At 37.3% G+C, this 21,095-nt stretch carries 19 protein-coding genes; 4 read left to right on the forward strand and 15 right to left on the reverse strand.

The features are described from left to right. Positions 1-44 precede the first annotated feature (44 nt). From pyrB to PHT16_00445, 7 genes are all read right to left on the reverse strand, one after another. On the reverse strand, positions 45-962 hold the full coding sequence (gene pyrB, locus PHT16_00415; protein MDD5720902.1) for an aspartate carbamoyltransferase: 918 nt from the start codon (positions 960-962) through the stop codon (positions 45-47). Positions 963-969: 7 nt separating this feature from the next. Next, positions 970-4,203 carry a carbamoyl-phosphate synthase (glutamine-hydrolyzing) large subunit gene (gene carB, locus PHT16_00420; protein MDD5720903.1) on the reverse strand — a complete coding sequence of 1,078 codons (3,234 nt, stop codon included), beginning with the start codon at positions 4,201-4,203 and terminating at the stop codon, positions 970-972. Between the two features lie 13 nt (positions 4,204-4,216). After that, positions 4,217-5,305: a glutamine-hydrolyzing carbamoyl-phosphate synthase small subunit gene (carA, locus tag PHT16_00425; protein MDD5720904.1), complete on the reverse strand. Its 1,089-nt coding sequence runs from the start codon at positions 5,303-5,305 to the stop codon at positions 4,217-4,219. Next, positions 5,295-6,554, reverse strand: coding sequence for an amidohydrolase family protein (locus PHT16_00430; protein ID MDD5720905.1), 1,260 nt, complete (start codon positions 6,552-6,554; stop codon positions 5,295-5,297). Before PHT16_00430 ends, carA begins: the two co-directional genes overlap by 11 nt. A 166-nt stretch (positions 6,555-6,720) precedes the next feature. After that, on the reverse strand, positions 6,721-7,542 hold the full coding sequence (gene pyrF / locus PHT16_00435) for an orotidine-5'-phosphate decarboxylase (GenBank protein MDD5720906.1): 822 nt from the start codon (positions 7,540-7,542) through the stop codon (positions 6,721-6,723). Positions 7,543-7,588: 46 nt separating this feature from the next. Then, positions 7,589-8,212: a phosphoribosyltransferase family protein gene (locus tag PHT16_00440; GenBank protein MDD5720907.1), complete on the reverse strand. Its 624-nt coding sequence runs from the start codon at positions 8,210-8,212 to the stop codon at positions 7,589-7,591. 33 nt (positions 8,213-8,245) lie between these two features. Further along, positions 8,246-9,322 (reverse strand): dihydroorotate oxidase, encoded by a 1,077-nt coding sequence (locus tag PHT16_00445; protein MDD5720908.1) that lies wholly within the window; start codon positions 9,320-9,322, stop codon positions 8,246-8,248. Positions 9,323-9,360: 38 nt separating this feature from the next. Between PHT16_00445 and PHT16_00450 the strand changes: the two genes are divergently transcribed. Beyond that, on the forward strand, positions 9,361-9,984 hold the full coding sequence (locus PHT16_00450) for an ATP-dependent Clp protease proteolytic subunit (protein ID MDD5720909.1): 624 nt from the start codon (positions 9,361-9,363) through the stop codon (positions 9,982-9,984). Here the strand turns inward: PHT16_00450 and PHT16_00455 are convergent. Continuing rightward, the gene (locus PHT16_00455) at positions 9,981-11,870 is read right to left on the reverse strand and encodes an AAA family ATPase (protein MDD5720910.1); all 1,890 of its coding nucleotides are present in this window, start codon (positions 11,868-11,870) and stop codon (positions 9,981-9,983) included. The genes PHT16_00450 and PHT16_00455 overlap by 4 nt on opposite strands. 305 nt (positions 11,871-12,175) lie before the next feature. On the opposite strand from PHT16_00455, the gene rny reads away from it, so the two are divergent. Continuing rightward, positions 12,176-13,705: a ribonuclease Y gene (rny, locus tag PHT16_00460; protein ID MDD5720911.1), complete on the forward strand. Its 1,530-nt coding sequence runs from the start codon at positions 12,176-12,178 to the stop codon at positions 13,703-13,705. 188 nt (positions 13,706-13,893) lie between these two features. Beyond that, a complete protein-coding gene (locus PHT16_00465) occupies positions 13,894-14,223 on the forward strand; it encodes an HU family DNA-binding protein (protein ID MDD5720912.1) in 330 nt (109 codons plus the stop codon). 82 nt (positions 14,224-14,305) lie between these two features. Here the strand turns inward: PHT16_00465 and PHT16_00470 are convergent, their stop codons facing one another. From PHT16_00470 to PHT16_00500, 7 genes are all read right to left on the reverse strand, one after another. Further along, the gene (locus tag PHT16_00470; GenBank protein MDD5720913.1) at positions 14,306-14,506 is read right to left on the reverse strand and encodes a hypothetical protein; all 201 of its coding nucleotides are present in this window, start codon (positions 14,504-14,506) and stop codon (positions 14,306-14,308) included. 13 nt (positions 14,507-14,519) lie between these two features. Next, positions 14,520-15,311, reverse strand: a complete 792-nt coding sequence (locus tag PHT16_00475; GenBank protein MDD5720914.1) for a TdeIII family type II restriction endonuclease — start codon at positions 15,309-15,311, stop codon at positions 14,520-14,522. Between the two features lie 4 nt (positions 15,312-15,315). Further along, a complete protein-coding gene (locus PHT16_00480; GenBank protein ID MDD5720915.1) occupies positions 15,316-16,890 on the reverse strand; it encodes a DNA methyltransferase in 1,575 nt (524 codons plus the stop codon). Positions 16,891-16,928: 38 nt separating this feature from the next. Next, positions 16,929-17,507: a transcriptional repressor LexA gene (gene lexA / locus PHT16_00485; GenBank protein MDD5720916.1), complete on the reverse strand. Its 579-nt coding sequence runs from the start codon at positions 17,505-17,507 to the stop codon at positions 16,929-16,931. Next, the gene (locus PHT16_00490) at positions 17,500-17,706 is read right to left on the reverse strand and encodes a hypothetical protein (protein ID MDD5720917.1); all 207 of its coding nucleotides are present in this window, start codon (positions 17,704-17,706) and stop codon (positions 17,500-17,502) included. Before PHT16_00490 ends, lexA begins: the two co-directional genes overlap by 8 nt. A gap of 200 nt (positions 17,707-17,906) precedes the next feature. Beyond that, on the reverse strand, positions 17,907-19,469 hold the full coding sequence (locus PHT16_00495) for a YifB family Mg chelatase-like AAA ATPase (GenBank protein MDD5720918.1): 1,563 nt from the start codon (positions 19,467-19,469) through the stop codon (positions 17,907-17,909). Between the two features lies 1 nt (position 19,470). Then, positions 19,471-19,827 (reverse strand): hypothetical protein, encoded by a 357-nt coding sequence (locus PHT16_00500; GenBank protein ID MDD5720919.1) that lies wholly within the window; start codon positions 19,825-19,827, stop codon positions 19,471-19,473. Positions 19,828-19,877: 50 nt separating this feature from the next. Between PHT16_00500 and metK the strand changes: the two genes are divergently transcribed. Further along, the gene (metK, locus tag PHT16_00505; protein ID MDD5720920.1) at positions 19,878-21,077 is read left to right on the forward strand and encodes a methionine adenosyltransferase; all 1,200 of its coding nucleotides are present in this window, start codon (positions 19,878-19,880) and stop codon (positions 21,075-21,077) included. The last annotated feature ends 18 nt before the right edge of the window (positions 21,078-21,095 follow it).

The raw sequence follows: 21,095 nt of genomic DNA on the forward strand, positions 1-21,095 counted from the left end.
TAAAGTTTGTCAAAATTAAGAAAGTTTATAAAGTTACAGTAAATCTACAATCCTAAAGCATAACAAAGAAGCGCCATGCGGACATACAGGCCATTTTGGGCTTGGCGAAAATAAACTGCGCGAGAGTCGGCATCAACTTCCGACTCTATTTCATTTACTTTTGGCAAGGCATGCATAATGATCGCATCATTTTTCATTTTTTTGAGATGGTCTTTTCTTAGAATAAATAGATCTTTTACTTTTTCATAATCGGCGACATTGGCAAAGCGCTCTTTTTGCACTCGTGTCATATAAAGTATATCTAATTTTGGCAAAGCTTCTTCTAAACTTCGCAGTTCTTCAAAAACCACACCAGCATCTTTTAATTCTTTAATATATTCTCTCGGCAATTCCAATTCTTTGGGTGAAATAAAATAGAACTTATTTCCGTTATATTGTCGCAAAAACGGTACCAAAGATTTCACCGTCCTGCTATTTAATAAATCTCCTCCAAACCCAATAGTAAGATTATCAATTCTTTTATGTTCCTTTTTAATAGTATACACATCAAGCAATCCTTGTGTTGGATGCAGTATCGCGCCATCCCCAGCATTAATAATTGGCTTAGTGGTAACAAGAGCTGCTTTTTCCAATGTCCCCGCAATAGGATGACGAATAACAATAACATCCGCATAAGAACAAAGTACCTTGGTTGTATCTTCAATTTTTTCCCCTTTATACGCAGAAGAATTTTCCATTGCATTTTCCGAGGAAATAACTTTTGCTCCTAACCTAAGTGCTGCCGTTTCAAAAGACAACCGAGTTCTAGTCGATGGCTCAAAAAAAATACAAGCTACAATTTTGTCTTTTAATATTTGTTCTACAGTTCCCTTGCGCAAATCCTCTTCCATCTTTTCTGCGCGAGCTAAAATTTTCTCAACTTCTTCTTTTTTTAACTGATTGGATGAGATTATATTAATCATAGGATTTTTAATTATTTAAATATTCTTTATAAGATTTTATTTCCAAATCATCAATCGAGTATCGCGCCAAGGCCTTGATAAATGCGCGCGCTAGGTGTAGATCGATAAACAAAGGAATTTGATTGTCGACCGTGGCACGACGCACCTGAAAACCATCGGCGAGCATACGTTTTATTTCTTTTTCTTTCATCACTTCGATTTCCTCAGTCTTGCTTAAATTTACCACAAAAGAAACCTGTTTGTCTTCAATTATGTCGATAATGTTCGGCGACCTCTGATATGCCTTGCGAGCCACAGTGCATTCAATATTTTGGTTTTTAAGAAATTTGGCGGTAGTATCTGTCGCAAAAATTTTGTAGCCTAAGGAGATCAATATCCTCGCTGTCTCAAAAAATTTAACCTTGTTCAAATCTCCACCCAAGGAAAGAAAGACATTTTTATTTTTAAAATCAAATTTATTCGTACTTAAAATCGATTTTAAAAGCGCTTCGTCGTAATCCCTGCCGAAACAAGCAGCTTCTCCAGTAGAAGACATCTCTACCCGTAACACTGGATCCGCGCCGAGCAGTCTCGCAAAAGAGAACTGCGCGGATTTTACAACCACGCTTTTTGGATATACGAAATCATGTATTTTGGCTTTATTGAAAAAACTGTCCACCGCTATTTCTGGGAAATTAGCATCCATCGCTTTAGACAAAAGTGGAAAAGTCCGGCTAGCGCGCAAATTTATCTCTATCACAAACGGTCTGTTGTTCTTCACTAAAAATTGAATATTGAATGGCCCAGTCACAGAGAGAGAGCGCGCAATCTTTTTTGAAATCTCGCGAATTTGAAACTCAGTCGAAGCATATACGCGCTGAGTGGGAAAAACAATGGTGGCATCCCCGGAATGCACTCCGGCATTTTCTACATGTTCGGATATGCCATAAATCATGAGCTCTCCTTTTTGGGCCACTCCGTCAAATTCTAATTCTCTGGCATTTTCCACATATTTAGAAATAGTGACCGGATGTTTTGGAGACAACACTGTTGCTTTCGTAACAAAATCCAATAATTGTTTTTCGTTATAACACACCCTCATCGCCGCCCCAGAGAGCACATAGGATGGGCGAACAAGCACTGGAAAACTTTCTTCATCGGTGAACTTGAGAGCTTCTTTCATGCTGGTAAAGCTGGTCCATTTGGGCTGTAAAATATCGAGACTGTCGAGCAGTTCCGAGAATTTATTGCGATCCTCCGCCCGATCGATGTTTTCCGCGCTCGTACCTAAAATACGAAAATCGGCTTCCTCCAAGCTCTGGGCCAAATTATTTGGTCTTTGTCCCCCGACTGAGATTATTATTCCGAAAGCATTTTCAAATTCAAAAATATCCGCGACCGTCTCAAAAGATAAGTCTTCAAAATACAATCTATCCGACATATCATAATCCGTAGAAACAGTTTCTGGATTGCAATTTACAATAATAGATTTTTTATGATATTTTTTCAAAGCCAAAGAAGCATTCACACAAGACCAATCAAACTCCACAGAAGATCCGATGTGATAGGGTCCGCTGCCTAGCACCACTACCGCGTTTTTATTAAAAGGAGATACATCATAATGGTTTCCGTGATACGTAAGATATAGATAATTTGTTTTTGCAGGCACTTCCCCTGCCAAGGTATCAATGGAAAATATTGCTGGGATAATTTTCATGCTTTTTCGCAAATTTCGGATATGCAATTCATCTTTCCCGCATAAATCACCGATTTTTTTATCTGAAAAACCATTTTGCTTTAAAAGCAACACGCTTTCTTTATCGAGTTTTTTATTTTTTAGAAAATTTTTCTCAGTTTCCACTATATTTTTTATTCGGTGCAAAAACCACAAATCAATTCCGGTTATTTTGTGAATTTTTTCTAAACTAATTCCCTTTTTTATGCCGGCTGCTATAGCAAACATCCGCCTTGGCGTCGAAGTGTTTAAAAATTTTTCCACTTCTTTTCCATTTTTAAAACCATTGTCAGTGACGCTTTCCACACAGCCGGAATTCATGCGTACCGCTTTTTGCAACGCTTCTTCAAAACTGCGGCCGATAGCCATCACTTCCCCTACAGACTTCATAGCACTGCCTATCTGTTCGTGCGCCCCGATAAATTTTTCCAAATCCCAGCGCGGCATTTTTACCACCACATAATCAAGCGCCGGCTCAAAAAAACTTTGAGTGACTTTTGTAATTTTATTTTCTATTTCAAGCAAATTCTTGCCAAGAGATAATTTAGCTGCCACATATGCCAGAGGATACCCAGTGGCCTTGCTCGCGAGCGCGCTGGATCTAGAAAGCCGAGCATTTACCTCTATGACAAAATAGTCTAATGTGCCGTTTTTAGGATTTGGGTTGAGAGCGTACTGCACATTGCACTCGCCGATTATTCCCAAACTTTGAACAATTTTTATGCTGGCTTCTCGCAACCCGTGATATTCGTCGTTGTTCAAGGTCTGGCTAGGAGCAACTACGACAGAGTCTCCAGTATGAATTCCAAGCGGATCAAAATTCTCCATATTGCAGACTGTGATAGTATTGCCGAGGTTGTCGCGCACGACTTCGTATTCAATTTCTTTAAAATGATGCAGATATTTCTCTATTAAAACCTGCGAAGACACTGCCAGCGCCCCTTTTACAATTTCTTCTAGCTCTTCTCCATCATTAGCAATGCCGGATTTCTGCCCGCCTAAAGCAAAAGCTGCTCGCACCATTACTGGAAAACCAATTCTTCCCGCAATGTTTTTTGCCTCCTTGAGATTTACGGCAGTACCAGAAGGCGGAACAGGAATATTCATATTTCTCAAATGTTTCGCGAATTTTTCTCTGTCTTCTGTCAGCTCAATAGATGAAGTCGGCGTACCTAAAACTCTTACTTTGTATTTTTCAAAAACACCCTTTTTCTCCAAAGCTAATCCGCAGTTGAGTGCTGTCTGTCCGCCGAAGGAAAGCATAATTCCATCAGGCCGTTCTTTTTCAATCACTTTCTCCACGAAATAATCATCAACCGGCAAAAAATAAACTTCATCTGCTAAAGTTTTAGAAGTTTGGAAGGTGGCAATATTCGGATTGACTAAAATAACCTTGATTTTTTCTTCTTTCAGAGCCTTAATTGCCTGACTACCAGAATAATCAAATTCACCCGCTTCGCCTATTTTTAGCGCGCCGCTTCCGAGCACCAATACTTTTTTCATTAATTTTACTTTTTTGTTTTTCATTAATTTTACTTTGCTATTTTTTATGATTTTTTATTTTTGATTTTATGACTCCAGCTTTTTCTAAAAAGAAATCAAATATCCAATCAGTATCAAGCGGTCCGGGAGAACTCTCTGGATGAAATTGCACAGACATAAAAGGCAAACTCTCGTGAATAATCCCTTCATTGGTGTTGTCATTAGCATTATAAAACCATTCCTTGAATCCTTTGGGAATTTTTTTAACTGCAAAACCATGATTTTGGGTCGTTAAATAACACTTATTTGTTCCCTGTTCCACCACAGGTTGATTTTGACTACGATGGCCGAATTTCATCTTGTAGGTAGTTCCGCCCAAAGCCAGCGTCAAAATCTGATTTCCTAAACAAATACCAAATGTAGGGATTTTTTGAGCAATAATTTTTTTGACATTGTTTATAGTAGTTTTTACTTTTTTAGGGTCTCCAGGACCGTTAGAAATAATTACCGCATCCAAGGGAAATTTCAGTTTCGTAATATCAGTATCCCAAGGAACAACCACCACTTTAAATTTGCGCGCTATCAGTCTTCTAATAATATTTTGTTTTTGTCCGCAATCTATCAGTACAATAGTTTTTTCTCCGGTGCCAAACGATAAAATTTCTTTTGTACTAACTTCAGAAACTAAATTATTTAAATTGGTATCATTAAAAGAAATATCTTTTCCTGCTAGAACTATCTTTCCCAAGGAAACCCCTTCATCTCGTAATTTTTGCGTCAACTTTCTCGTGTCTTTAATTTCAATTAACGGAACTCCTTCTTTTTTAAACCATTCTCCTAATGTCATTCGCATTGCGTGATGCGATGGAGTATCTATATAATTACAGACAACCAAACCAGAAACTTGAATTTTTTCCGATTCCCAAAATCCTTTTTTAGGAACACCATAATTTCCGATAATTGGATATGTCAAAACCAAAATTTGCCCCTTAAACGAGGGGTCGGTCAGCGCTTCTGGATACCCCACCATACCTGTAGCAAAAACAACCTCTCCAGAAATGGATTCGTCTCCTCCAAAACTTTCACCAATAAATTCGGAGCCGTCTTTAAATATTAATTTTGCAGTTTTACTGTTTTTATTTGGCATAAATTTTACCTTTTATTATTGTCATCGCCACACTGCCTGGAAAAGTAATTCCTTCAAAAGGCGACCACCCGCATTTTGTTTTCAATTTATCTTTAGTAATGGTAATTTGTTTATTTAAATTGAGAATTGTCAGCGACCCCACATACCCCTTTTCTATTTTTCCGTATTTATCTGAAATAAAATTATTTATAAAATTCGCAGGATTATAACTGCAAACTCTTTCAATCTCTTTTGCTGTGAAATTATGTTCTTGCATCAACCAAGCAGTAAACGGGCCATAAGTATCCAAGTGCGTTAGCCCAGAAATTCCTTTTCCTTTTTCCTCTATAGTATGAGGGGCATGATCAGTCGCCAAATAATCTATGTCGCCGTTTTTCAAAAATGCTATGAGCCCTAGGCGATTTTCTTTGCTTTGGCGAATCGGTGGATTAACCTGCAACATATTTGTTTCGTCCCTGTCCGCCAAAGCTTTAGCGTCGGCGGAAAAATACAAATGATGCGGAGTGACTTCTACTGTCACATTTATTCCACGTTTTTTTGCATCTATAATTTTATTTATTCCGAGAACTGTAGAACAGTGGCAAATTTTTCCTACAAGATTATATTTCTCAATGAGTTTTAAAGCAAAATCTACGGCAGAAATCTCAGCTTCAGGCGGACGTTTTGCTTCGTGGGTATTTTTATTTGCATTTTCTTCTAGAATTTTTGGGTCTTCGCAATGAAAACTCACACATTGATTTTCGTATTTTTCCAATGCTTTTTCCAATTCTTCATTTGAAGTAAAAAACAAATCTCCCACTGACGGACCCATAAAAGCTTTGTAAGGAACTTTTTTAGCCTCGCCTGTATGGCTATGGCCGAGGGAAAGAGGTTTTGTATTAGGACCAATACCGGCATAAAGCACCACAGTGATGGAAGATTTTTTCGCTAAATTATTCTTCTTTTCAAAACTATCGTCATCTACTGGTGGCACTGGATTATTTGGCATCTCTCCTATCGCTACTACTCCGCCATTTATGGCGGCCTCTCCCGCAGTAACAAAATCTTCTTTATAATCTTGTTTATGGCTCGCATCTTCCCGTGCATGCACATGCAGATCTATGAAACCAGGGAAAATAATTTCATCTTTTAAAACAACGTCGGCTATTCCCGAAGGTTCTGTGATGTTTGAAATTAATCCAGTTTGAGTGTCTATTTCGATACGTTTTTTTTCTCCAATATTTGCGATAATTCCTTCGACGCTAAGCATAAATTTTGGACAAAAAAATAACCCCTACTGGGGCTTTTATAATAGAAACAGAAATATTATGGACGTCGTTCGGAAAAATATTTGATTTGCTTTCTAGTTGATACATTAGAGGAGATAGTAGCATTTCTGAGAACATATGCAAGCCTAGCCAAAAGTGGAAAACTTTTTAGAAAACTTTGTATTTCCTGATCTCATCTCGGAGTTTTTGCGCTTCAATTTTTGGATTTTTAGAAAACATAATGCCTCGAGAAGAATTTATGATAAGCCCCAAGCCTTTGCTATTTAATCCAGCTTTCAAGGTAGCTTTTAAGTCTCCGCCTTGAGCTCCAATACCAGGTACCAAGAATGTCATATCGCCAGCAATTTCGCGAATCTTTTTCATTTCTTTAGGATAAGTTGCACCAACGACAAGCATGCAATTTTTGTTTTTATTCCATTCATTTGATACTTTCTCTGCCACAACCTGCCAAAGTGGCCGACCTGCCAGGTTGACCATTTTATCTTTAACTTCTAGGTCTTGAAAATCTCTTGCTCCAGGATTTGAAGTGCGACAAAGTAAAATCACTCCTTTATCTTTTCTATCCAAAATTGGTTTTACGGCTTCATATCCTAAATATGGGTACACAGTAAAAGCATCAAAGCCAAGCCAATCGAAAATAGATTGCACATATCCATTATTTGTATTCCCAATATCCCCTCTTTTGGCATCTAATATCGTAAAAATGTCCGGATGATTTTTAATCAAATAATCCATTGTCATTTTTAATTCTCTTATTCCTTTATCTCCCCGAGCTTCATAAAAGGCGCTATTGGGCTTATAAGCAGCCGCATATTCGTGCGTTTCTTCTATAATCCATTTATTAAATTCAAATTGCGGGAATTTATTTTTCAAAAATCTTTTTGGAATTTTTGCAAAATCCGTGTCCAACCCGACACACAAAAGTGAATCTATCTTTTTAGCTCTTTTATTGTATTTATCGATAATCATTATATTGCTTGTTATCACTTTTACACGGTCGTCAATTTTGATAATATTATTTTTTGGATTCTAAAAATTTCTTACCATGCCCGACTTTTGTATTTATTGGAACTCCGGCCTTGCAAAATGGGCAATCTTTCTCGTCATAAGTTTTTGCTGGGATTTCGCACAGCCATAAAAAAGGAATGCCTAAGGTTTTACTATTTATTTTTTCTGGAATTCTGTTTGCGATAACTCCCATCGCAACAATATTTCCTCCAAAGTTTCGAACAACTTCCAACATTTTATTTACAGAAAAACCAGTAGCGACAGTATCATCAATAATTAAAACTTTTTTATTTTTAATTAAATTATCATAACCTCTCTTAAATACCATTGGTCCTTCGTCAGTTTTTTCTGCATATGCGCTCAAAATTTCTTTCCCTTTTAAATTAGATAAATGATAAGCAACCAAATGGCCTAAAATTACTCCGCCTGCCACGGGAGCAGCCACTACCTCCACATCCAAATCTTTGCACATTTCGGCTAGTCTTTTTGTTATCTCAAATGTTTCCTTCGGGTGAGGTAGTAAATTATCTTTATTCACATATATTTCCATATGTCTGCCAGAAGTACCGACAAGATGACTATCTGTAATTACGGCTCCGACGCTTTTTAAAATATCAATTGTATCTTGCATATTTTTTATTCTAACCCTCCTTCGCTAAAAAAGCTACGGGCGGGCAAGCCTTTCTTTTATCTCTTGCGCAAGATATGGGTTCCACATTGCGCCCGTCGCCGACATCACGATATCCGCGCCCGCTTTTTGATATTCAAAAAAATCATCCGGAGTGGTCACCCCGCCGACGCCGATAATAGTAAATTTATATCTCATCTTTTCTCGCAACTTTTTTAACCTTTTAACCATATCCAACCCAGCCCATTTAATGGCGTGACCACAAACTCCGCTTCTTAGCCTTCCTTCTCCAGGAAGCGCTTGCTCCCCTTTTTCATTCACAATTTCTGCTGGAATGGTGTTTATGGCAGAAATACCATCCACCATGCCCCCAACCTCCTGCACTAAATTTCTTAAAGCTTCTTCGTCTTCAAAATAAGCAATTTTAATAATTAAAGGAATTTCTGCGATAACTTCTTTTATAGCCTCGACTACTTTTACGCTTCGCTCTGTATCGTAACAAAGCAAATTGTTCGAGCCTTCATTTGGACAACTTAAATTTACCTCCATCACTTTCACCCCGACATCTTTAAGAAGTTTAGCTGTGATCCGATAATCATTTATATATTCTTCAGCATTCTGCCCTGCCTTTTTTGTTCCTTGAAAACTGCCCACAACAATCTGGCCAGGTTTTATATTATTTAATAAATTTTTCAAATCTTTTTGCCAACATTCTGGATCATATGAAGGTACACCAAAAGAGTTTGTAATAGAGAGAGGCTCATTATAATTTTTATCTGCCACTAATTTATCTTGTGCTTTTTCTAAAGTTAAATCCCCATCTATTTTTATAGACACAACATTCGGCCAAGAATGACAGGGATATTTCTCACTGCGGACCGTTTTATAAGTGACAATGTCAAAACCTTTATCTAAAGCCGCTTGCGCAAACTTTCCATTTAAAAGCGGTCCGGCAGGAATTCCAAAAGGTGAATTTACTTTAAAACCCAGAAAGTCATATTTGGGCTCGCCTTTATTTTCAACAATTTTTCCATCAGCAAAGGCTCCAAAGGGTCCTTTTTCATAGTTTTCTTCGTAAGATTTTTCAGGGTCGTAGAATGGGGTAAGAAGCATATCTTGATTCTAATATAAAACAAGTGTATTATCAAAGGATGTTAATCCCTACCGTTATAGAAAAATCACAATTTGGAGAAAGGGCTTATGATATATATTCTCGTCTTTTACGCGAAAGAATTGTTTTTTTGGCAGGGCCAATTGATGACAATGTGGCAAATATTGTGATTGCTCAGCTCCTATTTCTCGAATCCGAAGACGCCAAAAAAGATATTTTCCTTTACATAAACTCTCCAGGTGGATCAGTCACTTCCACCATGGCTATCGTGGACACGATGAATCATGTACGTCCGGATATTTCCACTTTTTGTGTCGGACTCGCCGCTTCGGGCGCAGCCATAGTTCTATCAGCGGGGAAAAAAGGCAAGCGTTTTATTTTACCGAATGCCGAAGTCATGATTCATCAGCCGATGGGCGGAGTGGAAGGCCAAGCGACAGACATAGCTATCACCGCCAAACACATTTTGAAGACAAGAGACAATCTAAATAAACTTTTGGCAAAAAATACCGGAAAGTCTCTCGCTCAAATAGAAAAAGACGTGGAACGCGATTTCTTTATGGATGCCGATGAAGCCAAAAAATACGGCATCATTGACGAGATAATCACAAAATCAAAAATTCAAGAGAAAAATCCAGAGAAAAGTTCAGAGAAAAAATCTTAAATTATTTTGAGCATTCCTCCAATGTTTCCAGCCATAATATATTCGGCAACTTTGTTTTCCACTATCTCCTCCATGGCGCGCTTGATCGGGCGGGCGCCAAATTCTGGATCAAAACCAGCGCTTGATATTTTCTCTATTAAAGCATCAGTGATTTCTAATCGTATTTTTTTATCTGCAAAAAGCCTCTCAGAAAATTCATTCAAGAGCAAGGTTGTTATTTTTCTAACTTGGCTCTGATCCAATGGTTTGAAAAGCACTACGTCATTAAATCGATTTAAAAACTCAGGGGCAAATATCCCTTTTTGAATTAAGCTATTTATTAACGTCTTTTTTTCAATTTGTGGATTAGCGATGATGTCAACACTCCCAGCATTAGAAGTCGCGATTATTATCGCTTCCTTGAAAGAAGCCTCTCTTCCGGAACTGCGAGTTAAGCGTCCTTCATCCAAAACTTGCAAAAGCAGATTGCGAATCAAGACATTTGATTTCTCCAACTCGTCAAAAAATACCAAGGAAAGCGGAGCTTCTTCTATAGCGCTCGCAAGCCTTTCGGTAAAAGGCGTCACAGAATCAGCTAGAGAAAATTCACTCATATCAAAACGAATCATGGCATTCTTTCTTCCAAAATAACTTTCGGCTAAAATCTTGGCTGTATAAGTTTTTCCTACGCCAGTCGGACCTAAAAACAAAAAACTTCCAGCAGGCTTGGAATGGTCCGCGATACCCGTGCGCAAGCGCTTTAAGGCCTCGGTCACATCTTTCACCGCCTCATCCTGCCCCACTATCTTCGCTCGCATTTGTGTTTGCAAGTTCGACAATATCTCAATCTCGTTCCCACTCATGTCTCCTATCGGAATATTTGTTTTGTCAGACACTATTTGTCTTACGTCGGAAATAGCTATCTTTTTAGGAAGTGCTTGAAGCTCCTCCAGAATAGAAAGGGATTTAGTCGGCTCAGCCTGATTGCCGATCAATCGTTCTGCCAAACGAACTATCTCGAATAATGCGTCTTGTTCTATAGAGATCTTTAATTGCCTCGCGTGACTCATGAGGATGGCGACGGTCTCCTCTTTGTTTGGTTCTAAAACATCCACTTTTTCAAATCTCGAAAGAAATTCCGGATATTTTTTTAATACCTGATCATAATTTGAGAAATCTGTCGTCGTGATGATTCCCAAAGATGAAGATTGCAAATAAGGCATCAACCGTTCAAATAAATTTTCATAGGCGTGAATATTCTCAATAACGATTATGACATTGCCCGCTCTCGCCGCTTCTTCTAAACATTTATCAAAATCTTGCAAACTAATTCCTTCCGCTTGCAATTCCACTACTCGGTGATGAAGAATACCAGGAAAAGAAAGTCCTGATTTTCCTAAATGCCCTAAATATGAAATCAAGGTAGACTTGCCTACCCCGGGATCTCCCACCAACAGAACATTGTGGCTATTGCTTTTAGAAAGTCCGCGTTCAACCATTCGAAGTGTTTTTTCTCTGCCATAAATACCTTGAGAAGGAGACACCGCTACATCTCGGCTGTGCTTGCTGAGAGTATAAGTCTCTCCATAAGAAAGCGAGGAACCAAAACTGTCTAAATTTTGCAAATATTCTTTGCTAATTTTTATTGGTAAAAGAAAAAAAATAGGAAAGGTTAAAATTACAACAAAAGTAAAAATTAATCCGATAATTATTAAAATTACCCGAGCTACAAAACCTAAAATTCTAGAAAAAATATAAAAAACAAATTTCTCAAGTATTCCTGCATGGTCGCCCGCATCTTTATCCATTTTCCATGGAGAAAAGAGTGTGTTAAAAAGAAGCGGAATCGAAAAAGCATTAAAAGCATATATCACAAGATTTTTCCAAGACTGGATTCCAGATTGCATCCTAACATTCTAACACAAATGGATCACGTTAGAGATAGAGGGTCGCTGCGATCCCTCGCGATCTCTAACGTGATGGACAAAATATGGACAGTCTGTTATACTTAATGTGTTGAATTTTAAAAATTTATTTTGTTTAATTTATAGTTGGTTCACAAGAATATCCATATATTATGAAGTTTTTAAAGAAAAAATTCCCACGCTCAAGCGGGGCAAGGCAGATTCTTATTAAGGTTTTTTCCAGTTTTCCAGCAAGAAACTAAAACCAAAAATATAATGGTTTTTTCTTGTAAGCTCGCTCAAAGCTTATGAGTACAACAATAATAATTCTAATAGGAGCCCTGATACTCCTGTTGGGTGTGGGCGTGGGATACTATCTTCGTCTAATCATCGCCTTAGGAAAAAGAAGGTCTATTGAAATAGATATAAAACAGATGATGGTCGGCGCAAAAGAAGAAGCGCAGAAAATCACCGAAGAAGCAAAAAAGAAGTCTGAGGAACAACTGGCATATCTGAAAGAAGAAGAAAAAAAGAAAGAAATTGAATTTAAAGAGACAGAAAAAAGACTCATCAAAAAAGACGAGTTTTTGGATGCGCGACAAGTCGAGGTAAATAAAGAAGTGGAAAATATCAAAGTGAAGGTGGAAGAAATAAAAAAAATTCAAGAAAAAGTATTGAAAATAGAAGCAGAAAAAATAGTAGAACTGGAAAGAGTGGCAAAATTAACCGAAATTGAGGCTAAAGATGAACTTTTAAAAGATGTTGAAAAAAAATATGAAGAAGATATTTTAGTTAGAATCCAAAAACTAGAGAATAGTAATGAGGAAAAGTTGGACCGAAGAGCCAAAGACATCTTGGCAACTTCTATCCAGCGCCTGTCTTCTAGTACTGCCTCTGAATTGATGACAACCGTAGTTACCATTCCAAACAACGAAATCAAGGGTAAAATAATCGGAAAAGAGGGTAGGAATATACGGGCATTTGAAAGAGCCTCCGGAGTTGAGCTTATTGTAGACGATACGCCTGGCTCAATAGTCATTTCTTCATTTGATCCAATCAGAAGACAAGTCGCCCGACTTGCTTTAGAAAATCTGATACTAGATGGACGCATTCAACCGGCTAAAATCGAAGAATTGGTAGAAAAGGCAAAAGAAGAAATAAATAAAATCATAAAAGAAAAAGGAGAACAGGCGGTTTATGAATGCGGTATATTTAATTTTGATCCACGCATCATCGCAATTATTGGCCGACTATATTTCCGTACAAGTTACGGACAAAACGTTCTTCAGCACTCTATCGAAATGGCACATATCGCTGGAATGCTCGCAGAAGAATTGGGAGCAGATGTAGCCATCGCCAAAGCCGGAGCCTTGGTGCACGACATCGGTAAAGCCTTGGATCACGAAGTACAAGGAACGCATGTCGAAATAGGTATGCGTATTTTGCAAAAATTCGGAGCAGATGAACGCATTATTACTGCGATGAAAAGTCATCACGAAGATTATCCTTATGAAACTATTGAATCCATCATTGTGCAAACAGCAGACTCTATCTCTGGCGGACGTCCCGGCGCGCGCCGTGATTCAGTGGAAAATTATCTAAAGAGACTTCAAGAACTAGAAGCATTAGTAAATGCTTTTCCAGCGGTTGAAAAATCATATGCTTTGCAAGCTGGACGAGAAATCCGCATCTTTGTAACACCGGAAAAGATTTCTGATGCTGAAGCAAAACTTATGGCACGAGATATTGCTATAAAAATAGAACAAGAACTCAAATATCCGGGAGAAATCAAAGTCACAATGATTCGCGAAACACGAATTATTGAGTACGCTCGCTAAAAATTCTTAGAAATATAACTTTTGAAGGGGTTTCGAGCGCGACGGCGCGAGAACTTCAGGATTTTTTTCACCAGAAAAAAATCCGTACCGAAAAAAGTTTATATTTTAAGAATTTTGTGAAACAACATAAATACTTGCCTAAAAAAACCCTTGATATATAATGTAGGGGTATTAAAAATATAGGTTAAATGGCCCTCCAAAGGCGGGCAAGGTCGAAATATTACAAATATCATCTTAAAAAATATATGAATAAACAAGCATTAGCTGAATTAGTACATGGAAAGCTTGGCGGTACAAAAGTACAAGCTGAGGAAATAGTTGATTCAATATTTGATGCTATCATCGGAACCTTAAAAAAGGGAGGTGAAGTTTCAATTGCTGGCTTTGGAATCTTTTCCGTAAAGTCACGCGCAGCCCGCATGGCTCGCAATCCAAAAACTGGAGAGCAAGTAAAAGTGGCTGCAAAGAAAGTTCCAAAATTCCGACCCGCAAAAGGTTTGAAAGATACTATTGCCTAAATTCCTGCCCGCCTCCGGCGGGTTCTCTCGAGAGAACTGGAAACAAAAAACACCCAATGGGTGTTTTTTGTTTTAGTAATAACTATTTTGTATACGGAGACGGAACTGAATCATCATTTTCATCTCTATCTCCAAAACCTACTTTACCCACGCCGTCTTTTTCAGCCTCAGCAAAAGCCTTCATTAAACCTTCCATGTCGTTAGCTTCTCCATTTTTCATCGCCCTGCAAACAGCACAATCATCACAATCCTCCCAATCATCTTTTTTGTTATTGTTTTTCATATAATTACTAATATTATAAATTTTTAGTTTCCTTAACTTTGACTTCAGCAACCTCTTTAATTTTTTTAATAATTTTTTCTCTATAATTTTTTCCTACAAGATCAAAAACAGCGAGTAAATCTTTATATGTGTTTTTTCCACCAAGAAAATCCCAATATTCTTCTCCTATAAGAAAATCATTTTGATAATCCATCATATTTTGAACTGTAAAACGTGTATAGGGTTCTGGAGCATACGGATTATAAGGAAAAGCTAAAAATACTTTTACCGGTTTTCTTTTTCTGGCTATCCATTCCAACAATTTTGTCTTTGACTTCGTAAAAACATCAATATTAGGCTTCACTGTCTTTATTTCAAAATAAAACTCTTGTCCACTTCTTAACATATAAAAATCAACTATATTCCCCTCTTTTTGGTATTTACCATTATTAGAAGAAGCTTTTAACACTTCCCTTATTTCTTGCTTAATATTAGCCTTTCTCTCTTTATTCCTAAGCTCTGTAATAATAGTTGAAATAATAGATTTTTGATCTTTTGAAAGTACTCCTCCCATACCATAATTTCTAAAGCATTCCTTGGCTGTATTTTTTGCAATAATCACTGAAACATCTTCATATATAGACATACCTAGAGTCGTGGCTATTGAATGTACGAAGGAATAAGCAGCAACTTTTTCACTATCTTGAATTAGGCGGGATAAAAATGGCATAGATGTACTTTCTCTAGCGTATTTCTTTAATTTATTATCTATCTTTTTTTCTAATAAATGTTGTATTTCTTGTTTTTGTTCTTTAGATAAAGCCATAAATTTAAATTGATTTAAAATGAAAAATAATTTCTGAATACGGATTTCGATCACGTTCCGTACGGTTTAATACTGGTCTCTTAAATTGATTTACTATCTTCATACCTGATTTTTTGGCAATTTCTGGATAAAGATTATATTTATCATTTGCTACAAGAAAAATATCAAAATTATCTTTAAGATATTTTTTACAATTATTTAACACAGCTGAAATTCCTTCTACGTAAGATTTGCGGGCTTCTATCCCTTGCCCCTTAAAAAGCGGACCTATTTCTAAATTATCTTTACGTTTAAATCCAAGTAAATCATATGCGTAAGCATGTTGTTCGTGGTAATCAATTTGACCAACGTAAGGTGGTGAGCAAAATATTCCTGCTATTTTTTGCTTTTTTAGAATTTTTGAAAATTCTGGATTATTTTTTTCTACTTTTTCAAAAATATTTACTGTTCTTGAGTCGTTAGCTAATACAGAATAGTGAACTGGTTTACGTAATTTATTGAATTCCTTAATTCTATTTAAGGTATCAAGGGCATAACGATTAAGCATACTTGCTATTGAAAAAATAGGTTTACAAATTTTTTTATGCTTATAGCAATAATAAGTTGTAAGTTGTGGTTCTTTAAGAGTTGCTAAATCACTATGAGTAGTTGCACGGCATGACCTAATTGTTCTACTTAAAATAAGTGCAAGAATTTTTCTAGTTTTAATATCTTTCTCTTTTTTTATTGTTTCAAAAACATGATCAATCTCACGACGTACATTTTCTACAAACCACATATCAAGAAAAGAAGATTTTTTATCTTGTTTTATTTTTATTGAATACTTTTTAAGTAATTTTTGATAAATAGGTAAAAATTCTTTTTCTTTTTCAATAGCAAATTTACTTTCATTAAAGTTTCCTTGATTAACTTTATATTTAAAATCATATCCAGGGAAATTTATTAGATTAAATTTAGCAAGTTCAACCAGAAGTTCTTTTTCAAAGTTCTGAACTTTATTATCATGCTCAAAAGAATCAAGAGAAGAAATTAATTTCTTTATAACCTTTGATAAATATTCATAGTCATAATTGGTTGCTTTACAACTTGAAATCATACAATTAAACTCTGAAACATCTATCCCGATGGAATGAATACCCATCTCTAATGATTGAATAATTGTTGTCCCAGAACCCAAAAATGGATCAAGAATAATATCATTAGGCTTGAAATATATTTCTTTTTTAAAATCATCAATATGAGAATCTAAAAAATATTCAACTAGTTGAGGAATGTATTTACCTTTATAGGGGTGTAATCGATGAACATGCTTTGTCGTATCTTTCTCACGCAAATTATCAAAAGAAAGTGTCCAATTTAAATCATTACCTAGATTTTTTTTCCAACTTTCTTCACGTTTGCCATTATATGAGTCATAATATTTTTTCAAATCGTTCAAATCAAGCATAGTTGATCCATTCTCTCCATATTTTTTTACTTTTCCATATTGAACAAGATAAGAAATATTTGTTGGTTTAATTTCTTTTTCAAGAAAATCGGATGCCCATTTTGATGCTTCTGGTATAGATACTAATGACATGTATTTATTGTAACAAAAAATTTCATAAAAATCCTTTTTTAATACTTCCTTATTACCGCTTTCACTACCGCATTAATGTTTAGTGAATGTTTCGGATAAATCGGTTTGTAATTTTTATTGGCTGGTTTGAGCCAGACTTTGGCGCCAGCTTTGCGAAAATATTTCATAGTAAACTCTCCATCCACTTCAGCAATTATTATTTGTCCATCACGAGCCGTATTTGCTTTCTCCACGAGCACCATATCCCCCGGCTCTATGTGCGCATCGATCATCGAGTCCCCATCCACTTCGAGCATGTACGTTAGTGGTTTATTTTTTATTAAAAAGTCATCCAAGTTTACTTTATCAGCCAACTCTTCCTCTACCGTCGCCGGAAATCCAGCAGTGACAAAGCCAAGCATCGGTACACTAGAGATATCCTCTGTGAAAGTTTCAGAAGGGATCAATCTGCCTAAATGATCTTTCGCGACTACTCCTGTGTTAATCAACTTTTCCACTACGCGAAACACTGCGTTCTTCGATTTAAAACCGAATAACTTCATCATTTCTGAATACGAAGGCATCCTTTTATTATCTTTATAAAAAGATTCAATCTTTTCCTGATACGAATTACGCATAGATGTTGGTTCTAAAAAATAGAGTAACCAATTTGTTCGTCAAACTTACTCGGGAATTATAGCGAACTTTTTTCAAAAGTAATTTATGATTTCTCGCTTCCTTTTTATAATCTTGCCCTTGGAGAATTTTCAAATCAATTTTTTTGTTGATCTTTTGTATTTCCCTCTCTAACATTTTTAAATATTGTGTTTGTGACATAAAATTTATTTTTTATTTTCTACTAAATTTGCCCCGACTTGGCCATGTAAATAGTATAAGTGAACGAGCGTTCACTTGTCAACAAACCACCTGTGGATAACTCATAAAATAAAAATATCTAGAAAAAATTTAAAGCGTCGTGGGTTCCCTGCCCTTATGACTCCGAGGGCGAAGGCGCAGAAATTTTTTGCTAGATATTTTTATGAATTCACTTTCGGCCTATATTGTATTGCTTCCAAAATATGATGCTCTTCAACCTCGGGAGAATTTTCGAGATCGGCTATGGTGCGAGCGATTTTTATCACTCGATGATAGGCGCGAGCGGACAAGCTCAAGCGTTCGGCGCTGTCGTCGAGCAGATCCCGCACCCTGCCACCCAAAGTCACCATTATGCCTAAATCTTTCACATTCATTTCGCTATTCGTCGTTATTTTTTTCTTTATATCTTTCTGGAATTTTTCAAATCTATTTTTTTGAATTTCTCGCGCTCTGATTATTCTTTCTTTTATCTTTTCACTCTTCTCTCCACTCCCATCTCCTCCCAATTTTTTATAATCAACATTCCCGACTGAAACCCAAAGATCGATGCGGTCTACAATCGGCCCGGACAATTTTCTTTTATATCTGTCTAAATCAGACGGTTTGCAAATGCACGCTTTTTGTTTCGAAGTCGCATTTCCGCAAGGACAAGGATTCATCGCCGCGACTAAAATAAAATTTGAGGGGAAACAAGCATTTCCTTTGGCGCGGGAAATTGACACGATGTTATCTTCGAGCGGTTGACGCAAAGATTCGATAACTCTTTTTTCAAATTCTGGAAATTCATCCAAAAACAAAACTCCCCTATGGGCGAGGGTCACCTCTCCAGGCTTGGGGTAAGTTCCCCCGCCAATGATAGAGACATAAGATGATGTGTGATGCGGAGAACGAAACGGAGGAAAACATACGAGCTCCCCATTTGTATTCCCAGCTACCGAATGGATGCCGGTAATTTCCAAAACTTCATCGAGATCCAAGTCCGGCAAAATTTGAGAAAAAGCTCTGGCGAGCATCGTCTTGCCTGTGCCAGGCGGACCATACATAGCGATATTGTGTCCGCCAGCTGCTGCGATCTCCAAACCTCGCTTGGCGCCTTCTTGTCCTCGGATATCAGAAAAATCAATCCGCGATATTTCTTTTTTATAATTTATTCTGGTCTGAGATTGAAGTGTAATTCTTTTTATTTTTTCTTCAATAGTTTTTTTTCTTTCATCTAGATGTTCCACCACTTCTTGTAAACTATTCGCTCCAAAAATTTTTATACCTTCCACTAACGCTGCCTCCACTGCATTTTCTTTTGGTAAATATATTTCTTCAAAACCAAGCCTTTTGGCCTCTTGCGCGAGAGGCAATGCCCCGCGAATTTTTCGCAAAGCGCCGTCGAGTCCCAGCTCTCCTAGGAAAATCTTTTTCTCCGGATTGAATTTAACATCGTGGGCGGCGAGCATATATGAAAGAGCAATTCCTAAATCAAAAAAAGGGCCTTCCTTTTTTAAATCGGCAGGCGAAAGTGAAACTATTATTTTTTGATTTTTTGCTTTAGGAGATTTAAAACCAGAATTTTTTATGGCTCCGCTTACTCTGTCTTTCGACTCATCTACGGCTTTGTCTGGAAGTCCCACCAGGCTAAAAGAATGAAGCCCTTTTGAAAGGTCAACTTCGATAGTCACGATAGAACCCTTGAGCAAATTAACTTGTGCCGAGTAAACTTTTGCAAAAGACATATTAGTTTTCTAAATGTTTTTTGCAAGTTTGAGCGGCGGGGTTCACTTCCAGCCTTGCCATTTCGATATATTTTCCGCAAATTTTGCACTTACCAAAAGACTCTCTATTTACTCCCTTTAATGATTTTAAAATACTATTTAATCTGGGTTCCAGAGTTCTAATCATGGAACTTCTAGCTTCATAATTCTCAAACCGATCCGCTTTGTCATTCTCATCAGATTCCGGAAATTCCAATTCCTCCGGAGTCGCTTCCCACTCCCCCGTTTCTTTATTCAACTTGCCCAAATCTTTCATTTGCTCAAGCAGAACGTCTCTCTCTTTTTCCAATTTCTCTTTAATTTTTTTCTTGTCTATCATAGGCAAATGATAACATTTTAATATTTCATAGCAAGTGTTATACTCAGATGATGTTTTACAAACACTGCAAAAATTATACAGTCGAGAGCGTGACCTCCGGCCACCCGGATAAAATCTGTGATCAAATATCAGATGCTATTTTAGACGCTTATTTAAAGTTAGACCCGAAAAGCCGAGTGGCTATAGAAACCTTTGGCGGACATGGTCGCCTTGTTATTGGTGGAGAAGTAACATCCCTCGGGCATAGTCCTACGGGCGAGCCAAAAGGAAAAGTAAATTATGTGCAAATAGCGCGAGATGTTTATAAAAAGATTGGCTACACAGACAAGCTTGAAATCTCTGCCAATATAGTCACTCAGTCTCCAGACATTGCTTTAGGAGTAGACACAGGCGGTGCTGGAGACCAAGGCATCATGTATGGATATGCCACTGATGAAACGCCTGAGTTTCTACCAAAAGGAATAGTGTTGGCGCACAAACTTGCAAAACAATTAGAAGAAATGAGAAAAAGTGGAAAAATAAAATGGCTCAGGCCCGATGGAAAAACGCAAGTCACTTATACCAATGGGAAATTAAATACTGTACTAGTTAGCACCCAACATTCTCCAAATATTAAACTGGAAGAAATAAAAAAGGAAATTACAAAAAAAGTGATATTACCCTTACTCTCCAAAGAAGAAAGAAAAAGGGCCTGTCCCGTTAGAGGCCACGAGGGCTCGCAGTGTGTCTCTGCCTCTAATGGGATAAAAATTTTAGTAAATCCAACGGGTAAATTTACTGCTGGCGGTTTCGAAGCGGACACCGGTCTAACTGGAAGAAAAATAATGATAGATACTTATGGCGGGCTCGTTCCGCACGGAGGCGGATGTTTCTCTGGGAAAGATGCCACCAAAGTAGACCGCTCTGGCGCTTATATGGCGCGTTTTGTCGCCAAAAATCTCGTAGCAAACGGATACGGCAAAGAAGCCTTAGTGTCTGTCGCCTACGCTATCGGAATGGCAGAACCCTTGATGATAGAAGCCATAAATGAAAAAGGTGAAGATTTGTCAAAAGTAGTCCGAGAGCATTTTGATTTCAAACCGCTTGCCATAATAAAAAAACTTGGTCTTCAAAATCCTATTTATGAGCAAACCGCTACCTATGGCCATTTCGGTAAAAAAAATCTCCCGTGGGAAAAGATTTGTCCCGTTAGAGGCCGCGAGGGCTCGCAGCGACCCTCTGCCTCTAACGGGATTGAAAAAACAAAATAATTTTACTTTATTAAAAAT

This window comes from Candidatus Paceibacterota bacterium, assembly GCA_028718635.1.
GTDB lineage: Bacteria > Patescibacteriota > Minisyncoccia > Phycocordibacterales > UBA9973 > UBA9973.